Annotated in this window: 13 protein-coding genes; all 13 read left to right on the forward strand. The window is 60.6% G+C overall.

Annotated features, from left to right (window positions below; genetic code table 11):
• The first annotated feature begins 79 nt into the window (after positions 1-79).
• Positions 80-1,246, forward strand: a complete 1,167-nt coding sequence (locus tag ACVWSC_RS18715; RefSeq protein WP_442108564.1) for a ribosomal protein uL16 3-hydroxylase — start codon at positions 80-82, stop codon at positions 1,244-1,246.
• Positions 1,239-1,673, forward strand: coding sequence for a GNAT family N-acetyltransferase (locus tag ACVWSC_RS18720; protein ID WP_442108566.1), 435 nt, complete (start codon positions 1,239-1,241; stop codon positions 1,671-1,673). Before ACVWSC_RS18715 ends, ACVWSC_RS18720 begins: the two co-directional genes overlap by 8 nt.
• 117 nt (positions 1,674-1,790) lie before the next feature.
• On the forward strand, positions 1,791-2,525 hold the full coding sequence (locus ACVWSC_RS18725) for a secretin N-terminal domain-containing protein (protein WP_442108568.1): 735 nt from the start codon (positions 1,791-1,793) through the stop codon (positions 2,523-2,525).
• 489 nt (positions 2,526-3,014) lie between these two features.
• Positions 3,015-4,340: an isocitrate lyase gene (aceA, locus tag ACVWSC_RS18730; RefSeq protein ID WP_133210109.1), complete on the forward strand. Its 1,326-nt coding sequence runs from the start codon at positions 3,015-3,017 to the stop codon at positions 4,338-4,340.
• Between the two features lie 230 nt (positions 4,341-4,570).
• Positions 4,571-5,233, forward strand: coding sequence for a lysoplasmalogenase (locus ACVWSC_RS18735; protein ID WP_442108571.1), 663 nt, complete (start codon positions 4,571-4,573; stop codon positions 5,231-5,233).
• A 357-nt stretch (positions 5,234-5,590) separates the two neighbouring features.
• Positions 5,591-6,004, forward strand: a complete 414-nt coding sequence (locus ACVWSC_RS18740; protein ID WP_010220397.1) for an NADH-quinone oxidoreductase subunit A — start codon at positions 5,591-5,593, stop codon at positions 6,002-6,004.
• Between the two features lie 10 nt (positions 6,005-6,014).
• Entirely contained in the window at positions 6,015-6,692 is a 678-nt protein-coding gene (locus tag ACVWSC_RS18745) for an NADH-quinone oxidoreductase subunit B (protein WP_107025573.1), read from the forward strand.
• 78 nt (positions 6,693-6,770) lie between these two features.
• Entirely contained in the window at positions 6,771-8,552 is a 1,782-nt protein-coding gene (gene nuoC, locus ACVWSC_RS18750; protein WP_128324643.1) for an NADH-quinone oxidoreductase subunit C/D, read from the forward strand.
• A gap of 2 nt (positions 8,553-8,554) precedes the next feature.
• Positions 8,555-9,052 carry an NADH-quinone oxidoreductase subunit NuoE gene (gene nuoE, locus ACVWSC_RS18755; protein WP_012313767.1) on the forward strand — a complete coding sequence of 166 codons (498 nt, stop codon included), beginning with the start codon at positions 8,555-8,557 and terminating at the stop codon, positions 9,050-9,052.
• Positions 9,049-10,413, forward strand: a complete 1,365-nt coding sequence (gene nuoF, locus ACVWSC_RS18760; RefSeq protein ID WP_442108574.1) for an NADH-quinone oxidoreductase subunit NuoF — start codon at positions 9,049-9,051, stop codon at positions 10,411-10,413. Before nuoE ends, nuoF begins: the two co-directional genes overlap by 4 nt.
• Before the next feature lie 131 nt (positions 10,414-10,544).
• Positions 10,545-13,259, forward strand: coding sequence for an NADH-quinone oxidoreductase subunit NuoG (nuoG, locus tag ACVWSC_RS18765; RefSeq protein ID WP_442108576.1), 2,715 nt, complete (start codon positions 10,545-10,547; stop codon positions 13,257-13,259).
• A complete protein-coding gene (nuoH, locus tag ACVWSC_RS18770) occupies positions 13,256-14,263 on the forward strand; it encodes an NADH-quinone oxidoreductase subunit NuoH (RefSeq protein WP_442108578.1) in 1,008 nt (335 codons plus the stop codon). Before nuoG ends, nuoH begins: the two co-directional genes overlap by 4 nt.
• An 11-nt stretch (positions 14,264-14,274) precedes the next feature.
• Positions 14,275-14,823 (forward strand): NADH-quinone oxidoreductase subunit NuoI, encoded by a 549-nt coding sequence (nuoI, locus tag ACVWSC_RS18775; protein WP_009400993.1) that lies wholly within the window; start codon positions 14,275-14,277, stop codon positions 14,821-14,823.
• The last annotated feature ends 1 nt before the right edge of the window (position 14,824 follow it).

Genomic DNA, 14,824 nt, shown 5'->3' on the forward strand with positions numbered 1-14,824 from the left:
GCGCCCTGCGCGTAAACGCCCGGCTCAGCCGGGCGTTTTTATTCCCGAAAGAAATTTACTTTTTTTCAATAGGTTACACATGAATCCTGATACTCCACTGCAGCTGCTGGGCGGCCTCACTGCCCGCGAATTCATGCGCGACTACTGGCAGAAGAAACCTCTGCTGGTACGCCAGGCCTTTACCGACTTCGAAAGCCCGATCGACGCCGACGAACTGGCCGGCCTGGCGCTGGAAGAAGAAGTTGAATCGCGCCTGATCATCGAGCACGGCGAGCGCCCCTGGGAAATGCGCCGCGGCCCGTTCGAAGAAGACACCTTCAGCACCCTGCCCGAGCGTGACTGGACCTTGCTGGTACAGGCAGTGGACCAGTTCGTCCCCGAGGTCAACGAGCTGCTGGAGCACTTCCGCTTCCTGCCGAGCTGGCGTATCGACGACGTCATGATCAGCTTCGCAGCCCCAGGTGGCAGCGTCGGCCCGCACTTCGACAACTACGACGTGTTCCTGCTGCAAGGCGAAGGCAAGCGCAACTGGAAGATCGGCCAGATGTGCGACAGCGACAGCCCGCTGCTGGAGCATGCCGACCTGCGCATCCTCGCCGACTTCGAGCAAAGCGACGAGTGGACCCTGGAACCGGGCGATATGCTCTACCTGCCGCCGCGCCTGGCCCACTACGGCATTGCCGAAGACAACTGCCTGACTTATTCGGTAGGCTTCCGCGCCCCAAGCGCCGCTGAAGTGCTGACCCACTTCACCGACTTCCTCAGCCAGTTCCTGCCTGACGAAGAACGCTACAGCGACGCCGATGCACAGCCGGTCAGCGACCCACACCAGATCCAGCACGACGCCCTTGATCGCCTGAAGAACCTGCTGACCGAGCACATGGGCGACGAACGCCTGCTGCTGACCTGGTTCGGCCAGTTCATGACCGAGCCGCGCTACCCGGAAATGGTCAGCGGCGAGCCGCTGGACGAAGCCGAACTGATCGAAAGCCTGGCCCAGGGCGCCATCCTGATCCGCAACCCAAGCGCGCGCCTGGCCTGGTCGGAAGTCGATGACAATCTGCTGCTGTTCGCCAGCGGCCAGAGCCGTCTGCTGCCGGGTGACCTGCGCGAGCTGCTGAAGCTGATTTGTGCCGCTGATGCGTTGCACATTGAAAACCTTGAGCAGTGGCTCGAAAACGATCAAGGCCTTACATTGATCTGCGAACTGGTCAAACAAGGAAGCTTGGGGTTTGCCAATGAATAAGATCCGTGTCCGCCTTGCCGACTGGCACAAAGACAACGCCGACATCCGTCGCATCCGTGAAGCCGTGTTCATCGCCGAGCAATGCGTGCCACCGGAGCTTGAGTGGGACGCCGACGATGACAGCGCCGTACACTTCCTCGCGATGGAAGGCGACTACGCCATCGGCACTGCCCGTCTGCTCGCCGACGGCCAGATCGGTCGCGTGTCGGTGCTCAAGGACTGGCGCGGCCTGAAGGTTGGCGATGCGCTGATGCAAGCGGTTATCGTCGAAGCGCAGAACCGCGACCTCAAGCAGCAGATGCTGAGCGCGCAGGTGCAGGCTACGCCATTCTACGAACGCCTTGGCTTCAAGGTGGTCAGTGAAGAGTTCCTCGAGGCGGGCATCCCGCACGTGGACATGGTTCGCGAGTCGCGCGAACTGGCTTGATAGCTGATCGCGGGGCAAGCCCGCTCCCACGGTGGGAGCGGGCTTGCCCCGCGATGAAGCCAGCAAACCCCCGACAAATTTGCCATCATGTCCACTCCACCCGCGGAGATCATGGACATGCCGCTACGCCCCCTGCTCGCCTCCCTGCTTCTGTCGTTCAGCCTGAGCGCGCTGGCCGCCACTGAAGTCCTGCCGTTGAACCACCGCAGCAGCGCCGAATTACTCCCCACCGCCCAAGCCTTCCTCGGCAAAGACGGCAGCGTCAGCGCCTTCGAAAACAAACTGATCGTCAACGCCGAGCCGCAACGCATCGATGACCTGCGCACCCTGCTGCAACAGCTGGACACTGCGCCGCGCCGCTTGATGATCAGCGTCGACAACAACGACAGCAACTACCAGGACAACCGCGGCAACGCCCGCATCATCCACTACGGCACCGCCAACCGCGAAGGCGGCCTGCAGCAGGTTCAGGCCACTGAAGGCAAGCCGGCACTGATCCAGGTCGGCCAGAGCATTCCGGTCACCAGCACCCGTACCGATGGCTATGGCCGCATCGACAGCAACACCGAATACCGCAACGTCACCCAGGGTTTCTACGTGACTGCGAGCGTCAACGGCAACGACGTTAACCTCAGCATCAGCACCAACAACGATCGCATGAGCCAGGAACGTCCCGATGTAGTGAAGGTTCAAAGTACCGACACAACCGTCAGTGGCAAGCTCGGTGAATGGATCACAGTGGCCGGCATCAACCAGCAGAGCCAGTCCGACCGCAGCGCTTCTACCCTCAGTTACAGTACTCAGCGCGGTGAAAACATGACATTGCGGGTAAAAGTCGACGCTTTGAACTGAACCCAGAGAAATCAAGGCCTCGACCAAAGGCCTCGGAACTGACTGATGGGTCGTATTAGACCAAAGATGTAGTGGAATGAAAAAAGCACTACAAAACATTTGACGACCACATTTGGCCAAGGCATGATGGCCCCGCTCCCGCTAATCAGAGGCCCTGGCAAGGGCCTTCGAGTCGCGCTCTAACCTACCCACTTGAGCCGACTCGTGTCTGTACAGCCCACAAGGCAGTTTGACGAGATTGCGACTGGAACGAGGTTGTCCTGAGGGACGGAAGCGCATCAAGAGGCACCCGGCAGTACTGTTCACTGCAGCTCGGCAACCACGAGCCACCCTGCAGCGATCACCTCGCCAACGCCTGCTCACTTCCCCCTTCGAGCCCCATCGTTCGACCGTCGCAACTTTCGCTGAACATGACTGACGCCAGGCTTCTGATCTGCGCTGTGTGAGCGAGAATTTTTACCCAAGACCGATGCGACGAGGTTTATTTCCATGGCACTGACACGCGAACAGCAAATTGCAGCCCTCGAAAAAGACTGGGCCGAAAACCCGCGCTGGAAAGGCGTGACCCGTACCTACACCGCCGCTGATGTCGTTCGTCTACGTGGCTCGGTCCAACCTGAGCACACGCTGGCCCGCATGGGTGCCGAGAAACTGTGGAAACTGGTTACCCAAGGTGCACACCCGGCTTTCCGCCCAGAAAAAGATTTCGTCAACTGCATGGGCGCCCTGACTGGCGGCCAGGCTGTTCAGCAGGTTAAAGCCGGTATCCAGGCAATCTACCTGTCCGGCTGGCAAGTGGCTGCCGACAACAACTCGGCCGAGTCCATGTACCCAGACCAGTCGCTGTACCCAGTCGACTCGGTACCGACTGTGGTCAAGCGCATCAACAACTCGTTCCGTCGCGCCGACCAGATCCAGTGGAAAGCTGGCAAGAACCCAGGCGACGAAGGCTACGTCGACTACTTCGCACCGATCGTGGCTGACGCTGAAGCCGGTTTCGGCGGCGTACTGAACGCCTACGAGCTGATGAAAAACATGATCGAAGCAGGCGCAGCTGGCGTTCACTTCGAAGACCAACTGGCTTCGGTCAAGAAATGCGGCCACATGGGCGGCAAAGTATTGGTGCCAACCCAGGAAGCTGTACAGAAGCTGACCGCTGCGCGTCTGGCTGCTGACGTTGCTGGCGTACCGACCATCATCCTGGCCCGTACCGACGCCAACGCCGCTGACCTGCTGACCAGCGACTGCGACCCGTACGACCAGCCGTTCGTTGTCGGCGATCGTACTCCAGAAGGCTTCTACAAAGTGCGCGCTGGCTTGGATCAAGCCATTGCCCGTGGCCTGGCCTACGCCCCGTACGCCGACCTGATCTGGTGCGAAACCGCCAAGCCGGACCTGGACGAAGCCCGTCGCTTCGCCGAAGCAATCAAAAAGGAATACCCGGACCAGATCCTGTCGTACAACTGCTCGCCTTCCTTCAACTGGAAGAAGAACCTGGACGACGCCACCATTGCCAAGTTCCAGCGCGAACTGTCGGCCATGGGCTACAAGCACCAGTTCATCACCCTGGCCGGTATCCACAACATGTGGCACGGCATGTTCAACCTGGCGCACGACTACGCCCGCAACGACATGACCGCCTACGTGAAACTGCAAGAGCAAGAGTTCGCTGACGCTTCGAAAGGCTACACCTTCGTTGCCCACCAGCAGGAAGTCGGCACTGGCTACTTCGACGACATGACCACCGTGATCCAGGGTGGCAAGTCTTCGGTTACCGCTCTGACCGGTTCGACTGAAGAAGAGCAGTTCCACTGATCACTGATCAGTTGCTGATATTCGGGTAACACGCAAAACCCGGGGCTTGTGATGGGGCCCCGGGTTTTGTTTTTTCTATAGGAGCGGGCTTGCCCCGCGATTGCGGATTGCCAGTCACCTCGCATCGCGGGGCAAGCCCGCTCCTACAGCCATATGATCTGGCGGATTCGGCGCTTTCCTATAATTGCTCAATAGCTATCCTAGGCACACAACAACACCAAGGATTGGCCATGTCTCGCCCTCTCACTCTGCTCTGCCTGGCACTGCTTGGCGCAGCCCTCTATTTATATGCACTGGCCAGCCAACAGGCACTGCTCGGCCTGGCGGTCAAACCGATTCCGGTGCTGGCCCTGATTGTCTGGCTCAACGCCGCCGAGCCCTCCCCCTATCGACGCTGGATCAGCATTGGCCTGGGCTTCTCGCTACTTGGCGACATTCTCCTGGCAGTACCCGGTGATCTGTTCGTATTTGGCCTGGCAGCGTTTCTCTGCGCTCACCTGGCGTACCTGCGCGGCTACCTGCGTGAGAACCGGCAACCCGCGCTCTGGGCCCTGGCAATCTCGGCAAGCATCGGTGCGGTCTTGTTGGCGGTACTGATCAGCCACGGCCTGGGCGAACTGCTGATTCCAGTGACCGTGTACGCCCTGGCCATCAGCGCGATGCTGTGGCGCGCCCTGGCCTGCGGCGGGCTTGCCGCGCTGGGCGCTGTTGCCTTTGTGTTCTCCGACAGCCTGATCGGCATCGACCGCTTCGTCGCCCAGTTCCAGGCGGTGCCGTACCTGATCATCCTCGCCTACTGGCTGGGACAGTGGGCCATCGCGGCCTCGGTATACACCAGACGTTCGCCAGAAACCTTGATCCAGAGCGCGGCAAATCAGAAAAAATTCGGTTAAAACACGAAGAGTGGAAACTTGCAGGCGATGCCTGTGCAAGCCAACTTTATAATTGACCGTATCAGTGGGTGATCTGTACTTCAGCAAATGATATTAATTATCATTACGAAATTGCGAGTTCATTACGCAGTGCAAGAAACATAATTAACAAAACCGCAGACAATGCCCGTCCCATGCGGGCTGCAGCGAGTTACGAAAGGTTTTTGTTCTTAATCCTACGAATAAATTTGCTGTAGAAATTTTACTTGCACCGGGTTTACCCATAAAATCAGCACGATAGATTCCGCTGCGACATATCGTCACTGCTCTACTACTTTCCAAGCCGCAGAGACTGGTCTCTGTATAAGGATTTTCAGCATGCCCGATTCGACAGGACTCATCGCCCACAACTGGGGCTTTGCCATTTTCCTTTTGGGTGTCGTTGGCCTGTGTGCCTTCATGCTCGGTCTGTCCGCCCTGCTCGGTAGCAAGGCCTGGGGCCGCAGCAAGAACGAACCCTTTGAGTCCGGCATGCTGCCTACCGGCGGCGCCCGCTTGCGCCTGTCGGCCAAATTCTATCTGGTCGCGATGCTGTTCGTGATCTTCGATATCGAAGCCCTCTTTCTCTTTGCATGGTCTGTGTCCGTCCGCGAAAGCGGCTGGACCGGATTCGTCGAAGCTCTCGTTTTCATAGCAATTCTGTTGGCAGGTCTTGTCTACCTTTGGCGCGTCGGTGCTCTTGATTGGGCTCCCGAAGGTCGCCGTAAGCGGCAAGCGAAGCTGAAACAATGAGGCTTTGGCAATGCAATACAATCTCACCAGAATCGACCCGGATGCTCCTAACGAGCAATATCCAATCGGAGAGCGGGAAACCGTCTCCGATTCGCTGCTAGAGGACCAGGTCCACAAGAACATCTTCATGGGCAAACTTGAAGATGTGCTCAGTGGCGCGGTCAACTGGGGGCGTAAAAACTCCCTGTGGCCGTACAACTTCGGCCTCTCCTGCTGCTACGTGGAAATGACCACGGCCTTCACGGCGCCCCACGACATCGCCCGCTTCGGCGCGGAAGTGATCCGGGCGTCGCCGCGTCAGGCCGACTTCATGGTCGTTGCCGGTACCTGCTTCATCAAAATGGCGCCGATCATCCAGCGCCTGTATGAGCAGATGCTTGAGCCCAAGTGGGTCATCTCCATGGGTTCGTGCGCCAACTCCGGTGGCATGTACGACATTTACTCGGTCGTTCAGGGGGTCGACAAGTTCCTCCCCGTGGATGTCTATGTGCCTGGCTGCCCGCCTCGCCCTGAAGCCTTCCTGCAAGGCCTGATGCTGTTGCAGGAGTCGATTGGCCAGGAGCGTCGTCCTCTTTCCTGGGTTGTCGGTGATCAAGGCATTTACCGTGCCGAGATGCCGTCGCAGAAAGAGCAACGCCGTGAACAGCGCATCCAGGTCACCAACCTGCGCAGCCCCGACGAAGTCTGATCCAGCGACCTGTTGCCTGCGCATGCGCGACAGGCAGCCTGGCTTCATTCTCTACGTTGACCGAAAGCGACCGAGACCATGACAGCGGACACCGCTATTTATATCCCGCCTTACAAGGCTGACGACCAGGATGTGGTTGTCGAACTGAACAACAAGTTTGGCCCCGAGGCGTTCGTCGCCCAGGAAACCCGTACCGGCATGCCGGTGCTTTGGGTTACCCGTGCCAAACTCAAAGACGTATTGACCTTCCTGCGCAACGTCGCCAAGCCGTACAGCATGCTCTACGACCTGCACGGTGTGGACGAGCGTCTGCGCACCCAGCGCCGTGGCTTGCCAGGTGCCGACTTCAGCGTTTTCTACCACCTGCTTTCGGTAGAGCGCAACAGCGACGTCATGATCAAGGTAGCCTTGAGCGAAGGCGACCTGAACCTGCCGACCGTCACTGGTATCTGGCCTAACGCCAACTGGTACGAGCGTGAAGTCTGGGACATGTTCGGCATCGACTTTGCCGGCCACCCGCACCTGACCCGCATCATGATGCCGCCGACCTGGGAAGGTCACCCGCTGCGCAAGGACTACCCTGCCCGCGCGACTGAATTCGATCCGTACAGCCTGACCCTGGCCAAGCAGCAACTCGAGGAAGAAGCTGCACGCTTCAACCCTGAGGCCTGGGGCATGAAACGCCACGGCGCCAATGAGGACTACATGTTCCTCAACCTTGGCCCGAACCACCCTTCGGCGCACGGTGCGTTCCGTATCGTCCTGCAGCTGGACGGCGAAGAAATCGTCGATTGCGTCCCGGACATCGGTTACCACCACCGTGGTGCCGAGAAGATGGCCGAGCGTCAGTCCTGGCACAGCTTCATTCCTTACACCGACCGTATCGACTACCTCGGCGGGGTAATGAACAACCTGCCATACGTACTCGCGGTCGAGAAGCTGGCCGGCATCCAGGTGCCGCAGAAGGTCGACGTGATTCGTATCATGCTGGCCGAGTTCTTCCGTATCACCAGCCACCTGCTGTTCCTGGGTACCTACATCCAGGACGTCGGCGCCATGACCCCGGTGTTCTTCACCTTCACCGACCGTCAGCGTGCCTACACCGTGATCGAAGCCATCACCGGCTTCCGTCTGCACCCGGCCTGGTACCGTATCGGTGGCGTTGCCCACGACCTGCCGCGCGGCTGGGACAAACTGGTGAAAGACTTCGTCGAATGGCTGCCAAAGCGCCTCGACGAGTACACCAAGGCCGCCCTGCAGAACAGCATTCTCAAAGGTCGTACCATCGGCGTTGCCCAGTACAACACCAAAGAAGCCCTGGAATGGGGTGTCACCGGTGCTGGCCTGCGTTCCACCGGCCTGGACTTCGACCTGCGTAAAGCCCGCCCTTACTCCGGCTATGAGAACTTCGAATTCGAAGTACCGCTGGCCCACAACGGCGATGCCTACGATCGCTGCATGGTCCGTGTCGAGGAGATGCGCCAGAGTATCCGCATCATCGACCAGTGCCTGCGCAACATGCCGGAAGGCCCGTACAAGGCGGATCACCCGCTGACTACGCCGCCGCCGAAAGAGCGCACCCTGCAGCACATCGAAACCCTGATCACTCACTTCCTGCAAGTTTCGTGGGGCCCGGTCATGCCGGCCAACGAATCCTTCCAGATGATTGAAGCGACCAAGGGCATCAACAGTTACTACCTGACGAGCGACGGCGGCACCATGAGCTACCGCACCCGGATTCGCACCCCGAGCTACCCTCACCTGCAGCAGATCCCTTCGGTGATCCGCGGCAGCATGGTTGCCGACCTTATTGCGTACCTGGGCAGTATCGACTTCGTTATGGCTGACGTGGACCGCTAAGCATGAACAGCACGCTTATCCAAACCGACCGTTTCGCCCTGAGCGAAACCGAGCGCTCGGCCATCGAGCACGAGATGCATCACTACGAGGACCCGCGCGCGGCGTCCATCGAAGCCCTGAAGATCGTTCAGAAGGAACGTGGCTGGGTGCCGGACGGCGCCATCTATGCCATCGGCGAAGTGCTCGGCATTCCTGCCAGCGACGTCGAAGGCGTGGCCACCTTCTATAGTCAGATCTTCCGTCAGCCGGTTGGCCGGCACATCATCCGCGTTTGCGACAGCATGGTCTGCTACATCGGCGGCCACGAGTCGGTGGTCAGCCAGATCCAGAGCGAGCTGGGTATCGGCCTGGGTCAAACCACTGCCGACGGCCGCTTCACCCTGCTGCCGGTTTGCTGCCTGGGTAACTGCGACAAGGCCCCGGCGCTGATGATCGACGACGACACCTTTGGCGATGTCCAGCCTGCTGGCGTCTCCAAGTTGCTGGAGGGTTACGTATGACCATCACTTCCTTCGGCCCGGCCAACCGCATTGCCCGTGCGGCCGAGACGCACCCGCTGACCTGGCGCCTGCGCGACGACGGCGAGCCGATCTGGCTTGACGAGTACCAGGCTAAAGACGGCTACAGCGCTGCCCGCAAGGCACTGGCGCAGATGTCGCAGGACGACATCGTCCAGACGGTCAAAGATTCCGGCCTCAAGGGCCGTGGCGGTGCGGGCTTCCCCACCGGCGTCAAATGGGGCCTGATGCCCAAAGACGAATCGATGAACATCCGCTACCTGCTGTGCAACGCGGACGAGATGGAGCCCAACACCTGGAAAGACCGCATGCTGATGGAGCAACAGCCCCATCTGCTGGTCGAAGGCATGCTGATCAGTGCCCGCGCACTGAAAGCCTACCGTGGCTACATCTTCCTGCGTGGTGAATACACCACCGCGGCAAAGAACCTCAATCGCGCCATCGATGAAGCCAAGGCCGCAGGCCTTTTGGGCAAGAACATCCTCGGCAGCGGTTTTGATTTCGAGCTGTTCGTGCACACCGGTGCCGGGCGTTACATCTGCGGTGAAGAAACCGCACTGATCAACTCCCTCGAAGGCCGCCGCGCCAACCCACGCTCCAAGCCGCCCTTCCCGGCCGCCGTTGGCGTCTGGGGCAAGCCGACGTGCGTGAACAACGTCGAGACCCTGTGCAACGTGCCGGCCATCGTCGGCAACGGCGTTGACTGGTACAAGTCGCTGGCCCGCGAAGGCTCCGAAGACCACGGCACCAAGCTGATGGGCTTCTCCGGCAAGGTCAAGAACCCGGGCCTGTGGGAACTGCCATTCGGCGTTACCGCCCGTGAACTGTTCGAAGACTACGCTGGCGGCATGCGCGACGGCTACAAGCTCAAGTGCTGGCAGCCTGGTGGTGCCGGTACTGGCTTCCTGCTGCCTGAGCACCTCGATGCGCAAATGTATGCCGGTGGCATCGCCAAGGTCGGCACCCGTATGGGTACTGGTCTGGCCATGGCAGTCGACGACAGCATCAACATGGTGTCGCTGCTGCGCAACATGGAAGAGTTCTTCGCCCGCGAGTCCTGCGGCTGGTGCACCCCATGCCGTGACGGCCTGCCATGGAGCGTGAAAATGCTGCGCGCCCTGGAAAAAGGCCAAGGCAAGGCGGAAGACATCGAGACCCTGCTGGGCCTGGTCAACTTCCTCGGCCCTGGCCGCACCTTCTGCGCCCACGCACCGGGCGCCGTTGAGCCGCTGGGCAGTGCCATCAAGTATTTCCGTCCGGAGTTCGAGGCCGGCGTCGCACCTGATTCAGGTAGCGAAGCCCTGCGCCCGAACCTGGCCAAGCCGATTGTCGTCGGCGCATAACAAATGAAACGCGGGTGGTCCGTGCCACCCGCTGCCTCGACAGCTCGCCAGGTAGTCCCTGTGCGGGCTGCAGGCACACAGATTTCCATTAGCCACGCCCGCAGACGCGGGCCAACGAAGAACTTTGAACCATGGCCACTATCCACGTAGACGGCAAAGCGCTCGAAGTCAACGGTGCAGACAACCTGTTACAGGCGTGTCTGTCGCTCGGCCTCGACATTCCTTATTTTTGCTGGCACCCGGCGCTTGGTAGCGTCGGCGCCTGCCGCCAGTGCGCAGTCAAGCAGTACACCGACGAGAACGACACCCGTGGTCGTATCGTCATGTCCTGCATGACCCCTGCCACTGACGGCACCTGGATTTCCATCGACGACGACGAGTCCAAGGCGTTTCGCGCCAGCGTCGTTGAATGGCTGATGACCAACCACCCGCACGACTGCCCAGTCTGTGAGGAAGGCGGTCACTGCCACCTGCAAGACATGACGGTAATGACCGGCCACAATGAGCGCCGCTACCGTTTCACCAAGCGTACTCACCAGAACCAGGAACTCGGCCCGTTCATCGCTCACGAGATGAACCGCTGCATCGCCTGCTACCGCTGCGTGCGTTACTACAAAGACTACGCCGGCGGTACCGACCTGGGCGTGTACGGCGCTCACGACAACGTGTACTTCGGTCGTGTTGAAGACGGCGTCCTCGAAAGCGAGTTCTCCGGTAACCTCACCGAGGTCTGCCCGACCGGTGTGTTCACCGACAAGACGCACTCCGAGCGCTACAACCGTAAGTGGGACATGCAGTTCGCCCCGAGCATCTGCCATGGCTGCTCCAGCGGTTGCAACATCAGCCCGGGTGAGCGTTACGGCGAACTGCGTCGCATCGAAAACCGTTACAACGGCTCGGTCAACCAGTACTTCCTCTGCGACCGTGGCCGTTTTGGCTATGGCTACGTCAACCGCGAAGACCGCCCACGTCAGCCATTGCTGGCCGATGGCAGCAAGCTGGGCCTGGACGCTGCACTGGATAAAGCCGCCGACATGCTGCGCGGTCGCAACATCGTCGGTATCGGTTCGCCACGCGCCAGCCTGGAAAGCAACTACGGCCTGCGCGAGCTGGTCGGTGCCGAGCACTTCTACTCGGGTATGGAAGCTGGTGAGCTGGAGCGCGTGCGCCTGGCCCTGCAGGTCCTCAACGACAGCCCGCTGCCGGTCCCTACCCTGCGCGACATGGAAGACCATGACGCGGTGTTCGTCCTCGGCGAAGACCTGACCCAGACCGCCGCCCGTGTGGCCCTGGCCCTGCGTCAGTCGGTCAAGGGCAAGGCTGAAGCCATGGCCGATGCCATGCGTGTTCAACCGTGGCTCGACGCGGCGGTGAAGAACATCGGTCAGCACGCCATGTACCCACTGTTCATTGCCAGCCTGGCTGAAACCAAGCTCGATGACGTGGCTGAAGAATGCGTTCACGCCGCACCGGACGACCTGGCCCGTATCGGCTTCGCCGTAGCCCACGCCATCGACCCGAGCGCCCCGGCTGTTGAAGGCCTGGACGCCGAAGCCCTGGCCCTGGCCAAGCGCATCGCCGATGCCCTGGTTGCTGCCAACCGTCCGCTGGTGGTTGCCGGTACTTCGCTGGCCTCCAAGGCCCTGATCGAAGCCGCTGCCAACATCGCCAAAGCCCTGAAGCTGCGCGAGAAGAACGGCTCACTGAGCCTGGTGGTGCCTGAGGCCAACAGCCTCGGCATGGCCATGCTCGGTGGCGAGTCGATCGACGCCGCGCTGGACGCTGTGATCAGTGGCAAGGCCGACGCCATCGTCGTGCTGGAAAACGACCTGTACAGCCGTGTATCGGCCGCCAAGGTCGATGCTGCCCTGGCCGCCGCCAAGGTAGTGATTGTTGCCGACCACCAGAAAACCGCGACCGCCGAGCGCGCGCACCTGGTGCTGCCAGCGGCCACCTTCGCCGAAGGCGATGGCACCCTGGTCAGCCAGGAAGGCCGTGCCCAGCGCTTCTTCCAGGTGTTCGACCCTACCTACCTGGACAGCAGCATCCTGGTACACGAAGGCTGGCGCTGGATGCATGCCCTGCGTGCGACCCTGCTCAACAAGCCGGTGGACTGGACCCAGCTGGACCACGTTACCAGCGCTTGTGCCTCTGCTGCACCGCAGCTGTCGGGTATCGTCAACGCTGCGCCGTCCGCGTCGTTCCGCATCAAGGGCATGAAAATCGCCCGTGAGCCGCTGCGTTACTCCGGCCGTACCGCCATGCGCGCCAACATCAGCGTGCACGAGCCGCGTACCCCGCAAGACAAAGACACCGCGTTCGCCTTCTCCATGGAAGGTTACTCGGGTACCGCCGAACCCCGTTCGCAAGTGCCATTCGCCTGGTCGCCGGGCTGGAACTCGCCACAGGCGTGGAACAAGTTCCAGGACGAAGTCGGCGGCAGCCTGCGCGCTGGTGATCCGGGCACCCGTCTGATCGAAACCGAAGGTGACAAGCTCAACTGGTTCGCCAGCGTACCGGCAGCCTTCGCCCCGGCCCGTGGTACCTGGCAAGCGGTGCCGTTCTATCACCTGTTCGGCAGCGAAGAGAACTCCTCGCGCGCCGCGCCGGTACAAGAGCGCATCCCACAGGCCTACGTTGGCCTGGCCAAGTCCGAAGCCGACCGCCTGGGCGTCAACGACGGCGCGATGCTGAGCTTGAACGTGGCCGGCCAGACCCTGCGTCTGCCGCTGCGCATCAATGAAGAACTGGGCGCAGGCCTGGTTGCCCTGCCCAAAGGCCTGGCCGGCATTCCGCCTGCCATCTTCGGTGCATCCGTCGAAGGCCTGCAGGAGGCAGCACAATGACCTGGTTCACCCCTGAAGTGATCGATGTGATCATCACCGTCGTCAAGGCCGTCGTGGTCTTGCTGGCCGTGGTGGTCTGCGGTGCGCTGCTCAGCTTCGTCGAGCGGCGCCTGCTGGGCTGGTGGCAAGACCGTTACGGTCCGAACCGCGTAGGCCCGTTCGGGATGTTCCAGATCGCAGCCGACATGCTGAAGATGTTCTTCAAAGAAGACTGGAACCCTCCGTTTGTCGACAAGATGATCTTCACCCTGGCGCCGGTCGTGGCCATGAGTGCCTTGCTGATCGCTTTCGCCATTATCCCGATCACCCCGACCTGGGGTGTCGCGGACCTGAACATCGGCCTGCTGTTCTTCTTCGCCATGGCCGGTCTGTCGGTGTATGCCGTGCTGTTCGCCGGCTGGTCGTCGAACAACAAGTACGCCCTGCTCGGCAGCCTGCGGGCGTCGGCGCAGACCGTGTCGTACGAAGTGTTCATGGGCCTGGCGCTGATGGGTATCGTTGCCCAGGTCGGCTCGTTCAACATGCGCGACATCGTTGACTACCAGGCGCAGAACCTGTGGTTCATCATTCCGCAGTTCTTCGGCTTCTGCACTTTCTTCATCGCTGGCGTCGCCGTGACTCACCGTCACCCGTTCGACCAGCCAGAAGCGGAACAGGAACTGGCCGACGGTTACCACATTGAATATGCCGGTATGAAATGGGGCATGTTCTTCGTCGGTGAGTACATCGGCATCATCCTGATCTCGGCGCTGTTGGTAACCCTGTTCTTCGGTGGCTGGCACGGTCCGTTCGGCATCCTGCCGCAAGTACCGTTCCTGTGGTTCGCCCTGAAAACCGCGTTCTTCATCATGCTGTTCATTCTGCTGCGCGCCTCGATCCCGCGCCCGCGCTATGACCAGGTGATGGACTTCAGCTGGAAGTTCTGCCTGCCGCTGACCCTGATCAATTTGCTGGTGACCGCTGCGCTCGTGTTGCTCAACACGCCAGCTGTTGCGGCCCAGTGAGGATTTGACCCATGTTCAAGTATATTGGCGACATCGTTAAGGGCACTGGCACCCAGCTGCGCAGCCTGGTGATGGTGTTCTCCCACGGTTTCCGCAAACGTGACACCCTGCAGTACCCCGAAGAGCCGGTCTACCTGCCGCCACGCTACCGTGGCCGCATCGTCCTGACCCGTGATCCGGATGGCGAAGAGCGCTGTGTAGCGTGCAACCTGTGTGCCGTGGCCTGCCCGGTTGGTTGCATCTCGCTGCAGAAAGCCGAAACAGAAGACGGTCGTTGGTACCCGGAGTTCTTCCGCATCAACTTCTCCCGTTGCATTTTCTGCGGCCTCTGCGAGGAAGCCTGCCCGACCACCGCGATCCAGCTGACGCCGGATTTCGAAATGGCCGAGTTCAAACGTCAGGACCTGGTGTACGAGAAAGAAGATCTGCTGATCTCCGGCCCCGGCAAGAACCCTGACTACAACTTCTACCGTGTTGCAGGTATGGCTGTTGCCGGCAAGCCGAAAGGCGCCGCGCAGAACGAAGCCGAACCGATCAACGTGAAGAGCTTGCTCCCTTAAG

This window comes from Pseudomonas sp. NUPR-002 (assembly GCF_056322725.1).

Bases quoted from the DNA above. Each gene is read 5' to 3' on its own strand.
- ACVWSC_RS18715 (WP_442108564.1), top strand. From the start codon at position 80: ATGAATCCTGATACTCCACTGCAGCTGCTGGGCGGCCTCACTGCCCGC.
- nuoF (WP_442108574.1), top strand. From the start codon at position 9,049: ATGACCATCACTTCCTTCGGCCCGGCCAACCGCATTGCCCGTGCGGCC.
- ACVWSC_RS18740 (WP_010220397.1), top strand. From the start codon at position 5,591: ATGCCCGATTCGACAGGACTCATCGCCCACAACTGGGGCTTTGCCATT.
- aceA (WP_133210109.1), top strand. From the start codon at position 3,015: ATGGCACTGACACGCGAACAGCAAATTGCAGCCCTCGAAAAAGACTGG.
- ACVWSC_RS18735 (WP_442108571.1), top strand. From the start codon at position 4,571: ATGTCTCGCCCTCTCACTCTGCTCTGCCTGGCACTGCTTGGCGCAGCC.
- nuoI (WP_009400993.1), top strand. From the start codon at position 14,275: ATGTTCAAGTATATTGGCGACATCGTTAAGGGCACTGGCACCCAGCTG.
- nuoC (WP_128324643.1), top strand. From the start codon at position 6,771: ATGACAGCGGACACCGCTATTTATATCCCGCCTTACAAGGCTGACGAC.
- ACVWSC_RS18720 (WP_442108566.1), top strand. From the start codon at position 1,239: ATGAATAAGATCCGTGTCCGCCTTGCCGACTGGCACAAAGACAACGCC.
- nuoG (WP_442108576.1), top strand. From the start codon at position 10,545: ATGGCCACTATCCACGTAGACGGCAAAGCGCTCGAAGTCAACGGTGCA.
- ACVWSC_RS18725 (WP_442108568.1), top strand. From the start codon at position 1,791: ATGCCGCTACGCCCCCTGCTCGCCTCCCTGCTTCTGTCGTTCAGCCTG.
- nuoE (WP_012313767.1), top strand. From the start codon at position 8,555: ATGAACAGCACGCTTATCCAAACCGACCGTTTCGCCCTGAGCGAAACC.
- ACVWSC_RS18745 (WP_107025573.1), top strand. From the start codon at position 6,015: ATGCAATACAATCTCACCAGAATCGACCCGGATGCTCCTAACGAGCAA.
- nuoH (WP_442108578.1), top strand. From the start codon at position 13,256: ATGACCTGGTTCACCCCTGAAGTGATCGATGTGATCATCACCGTCGTC.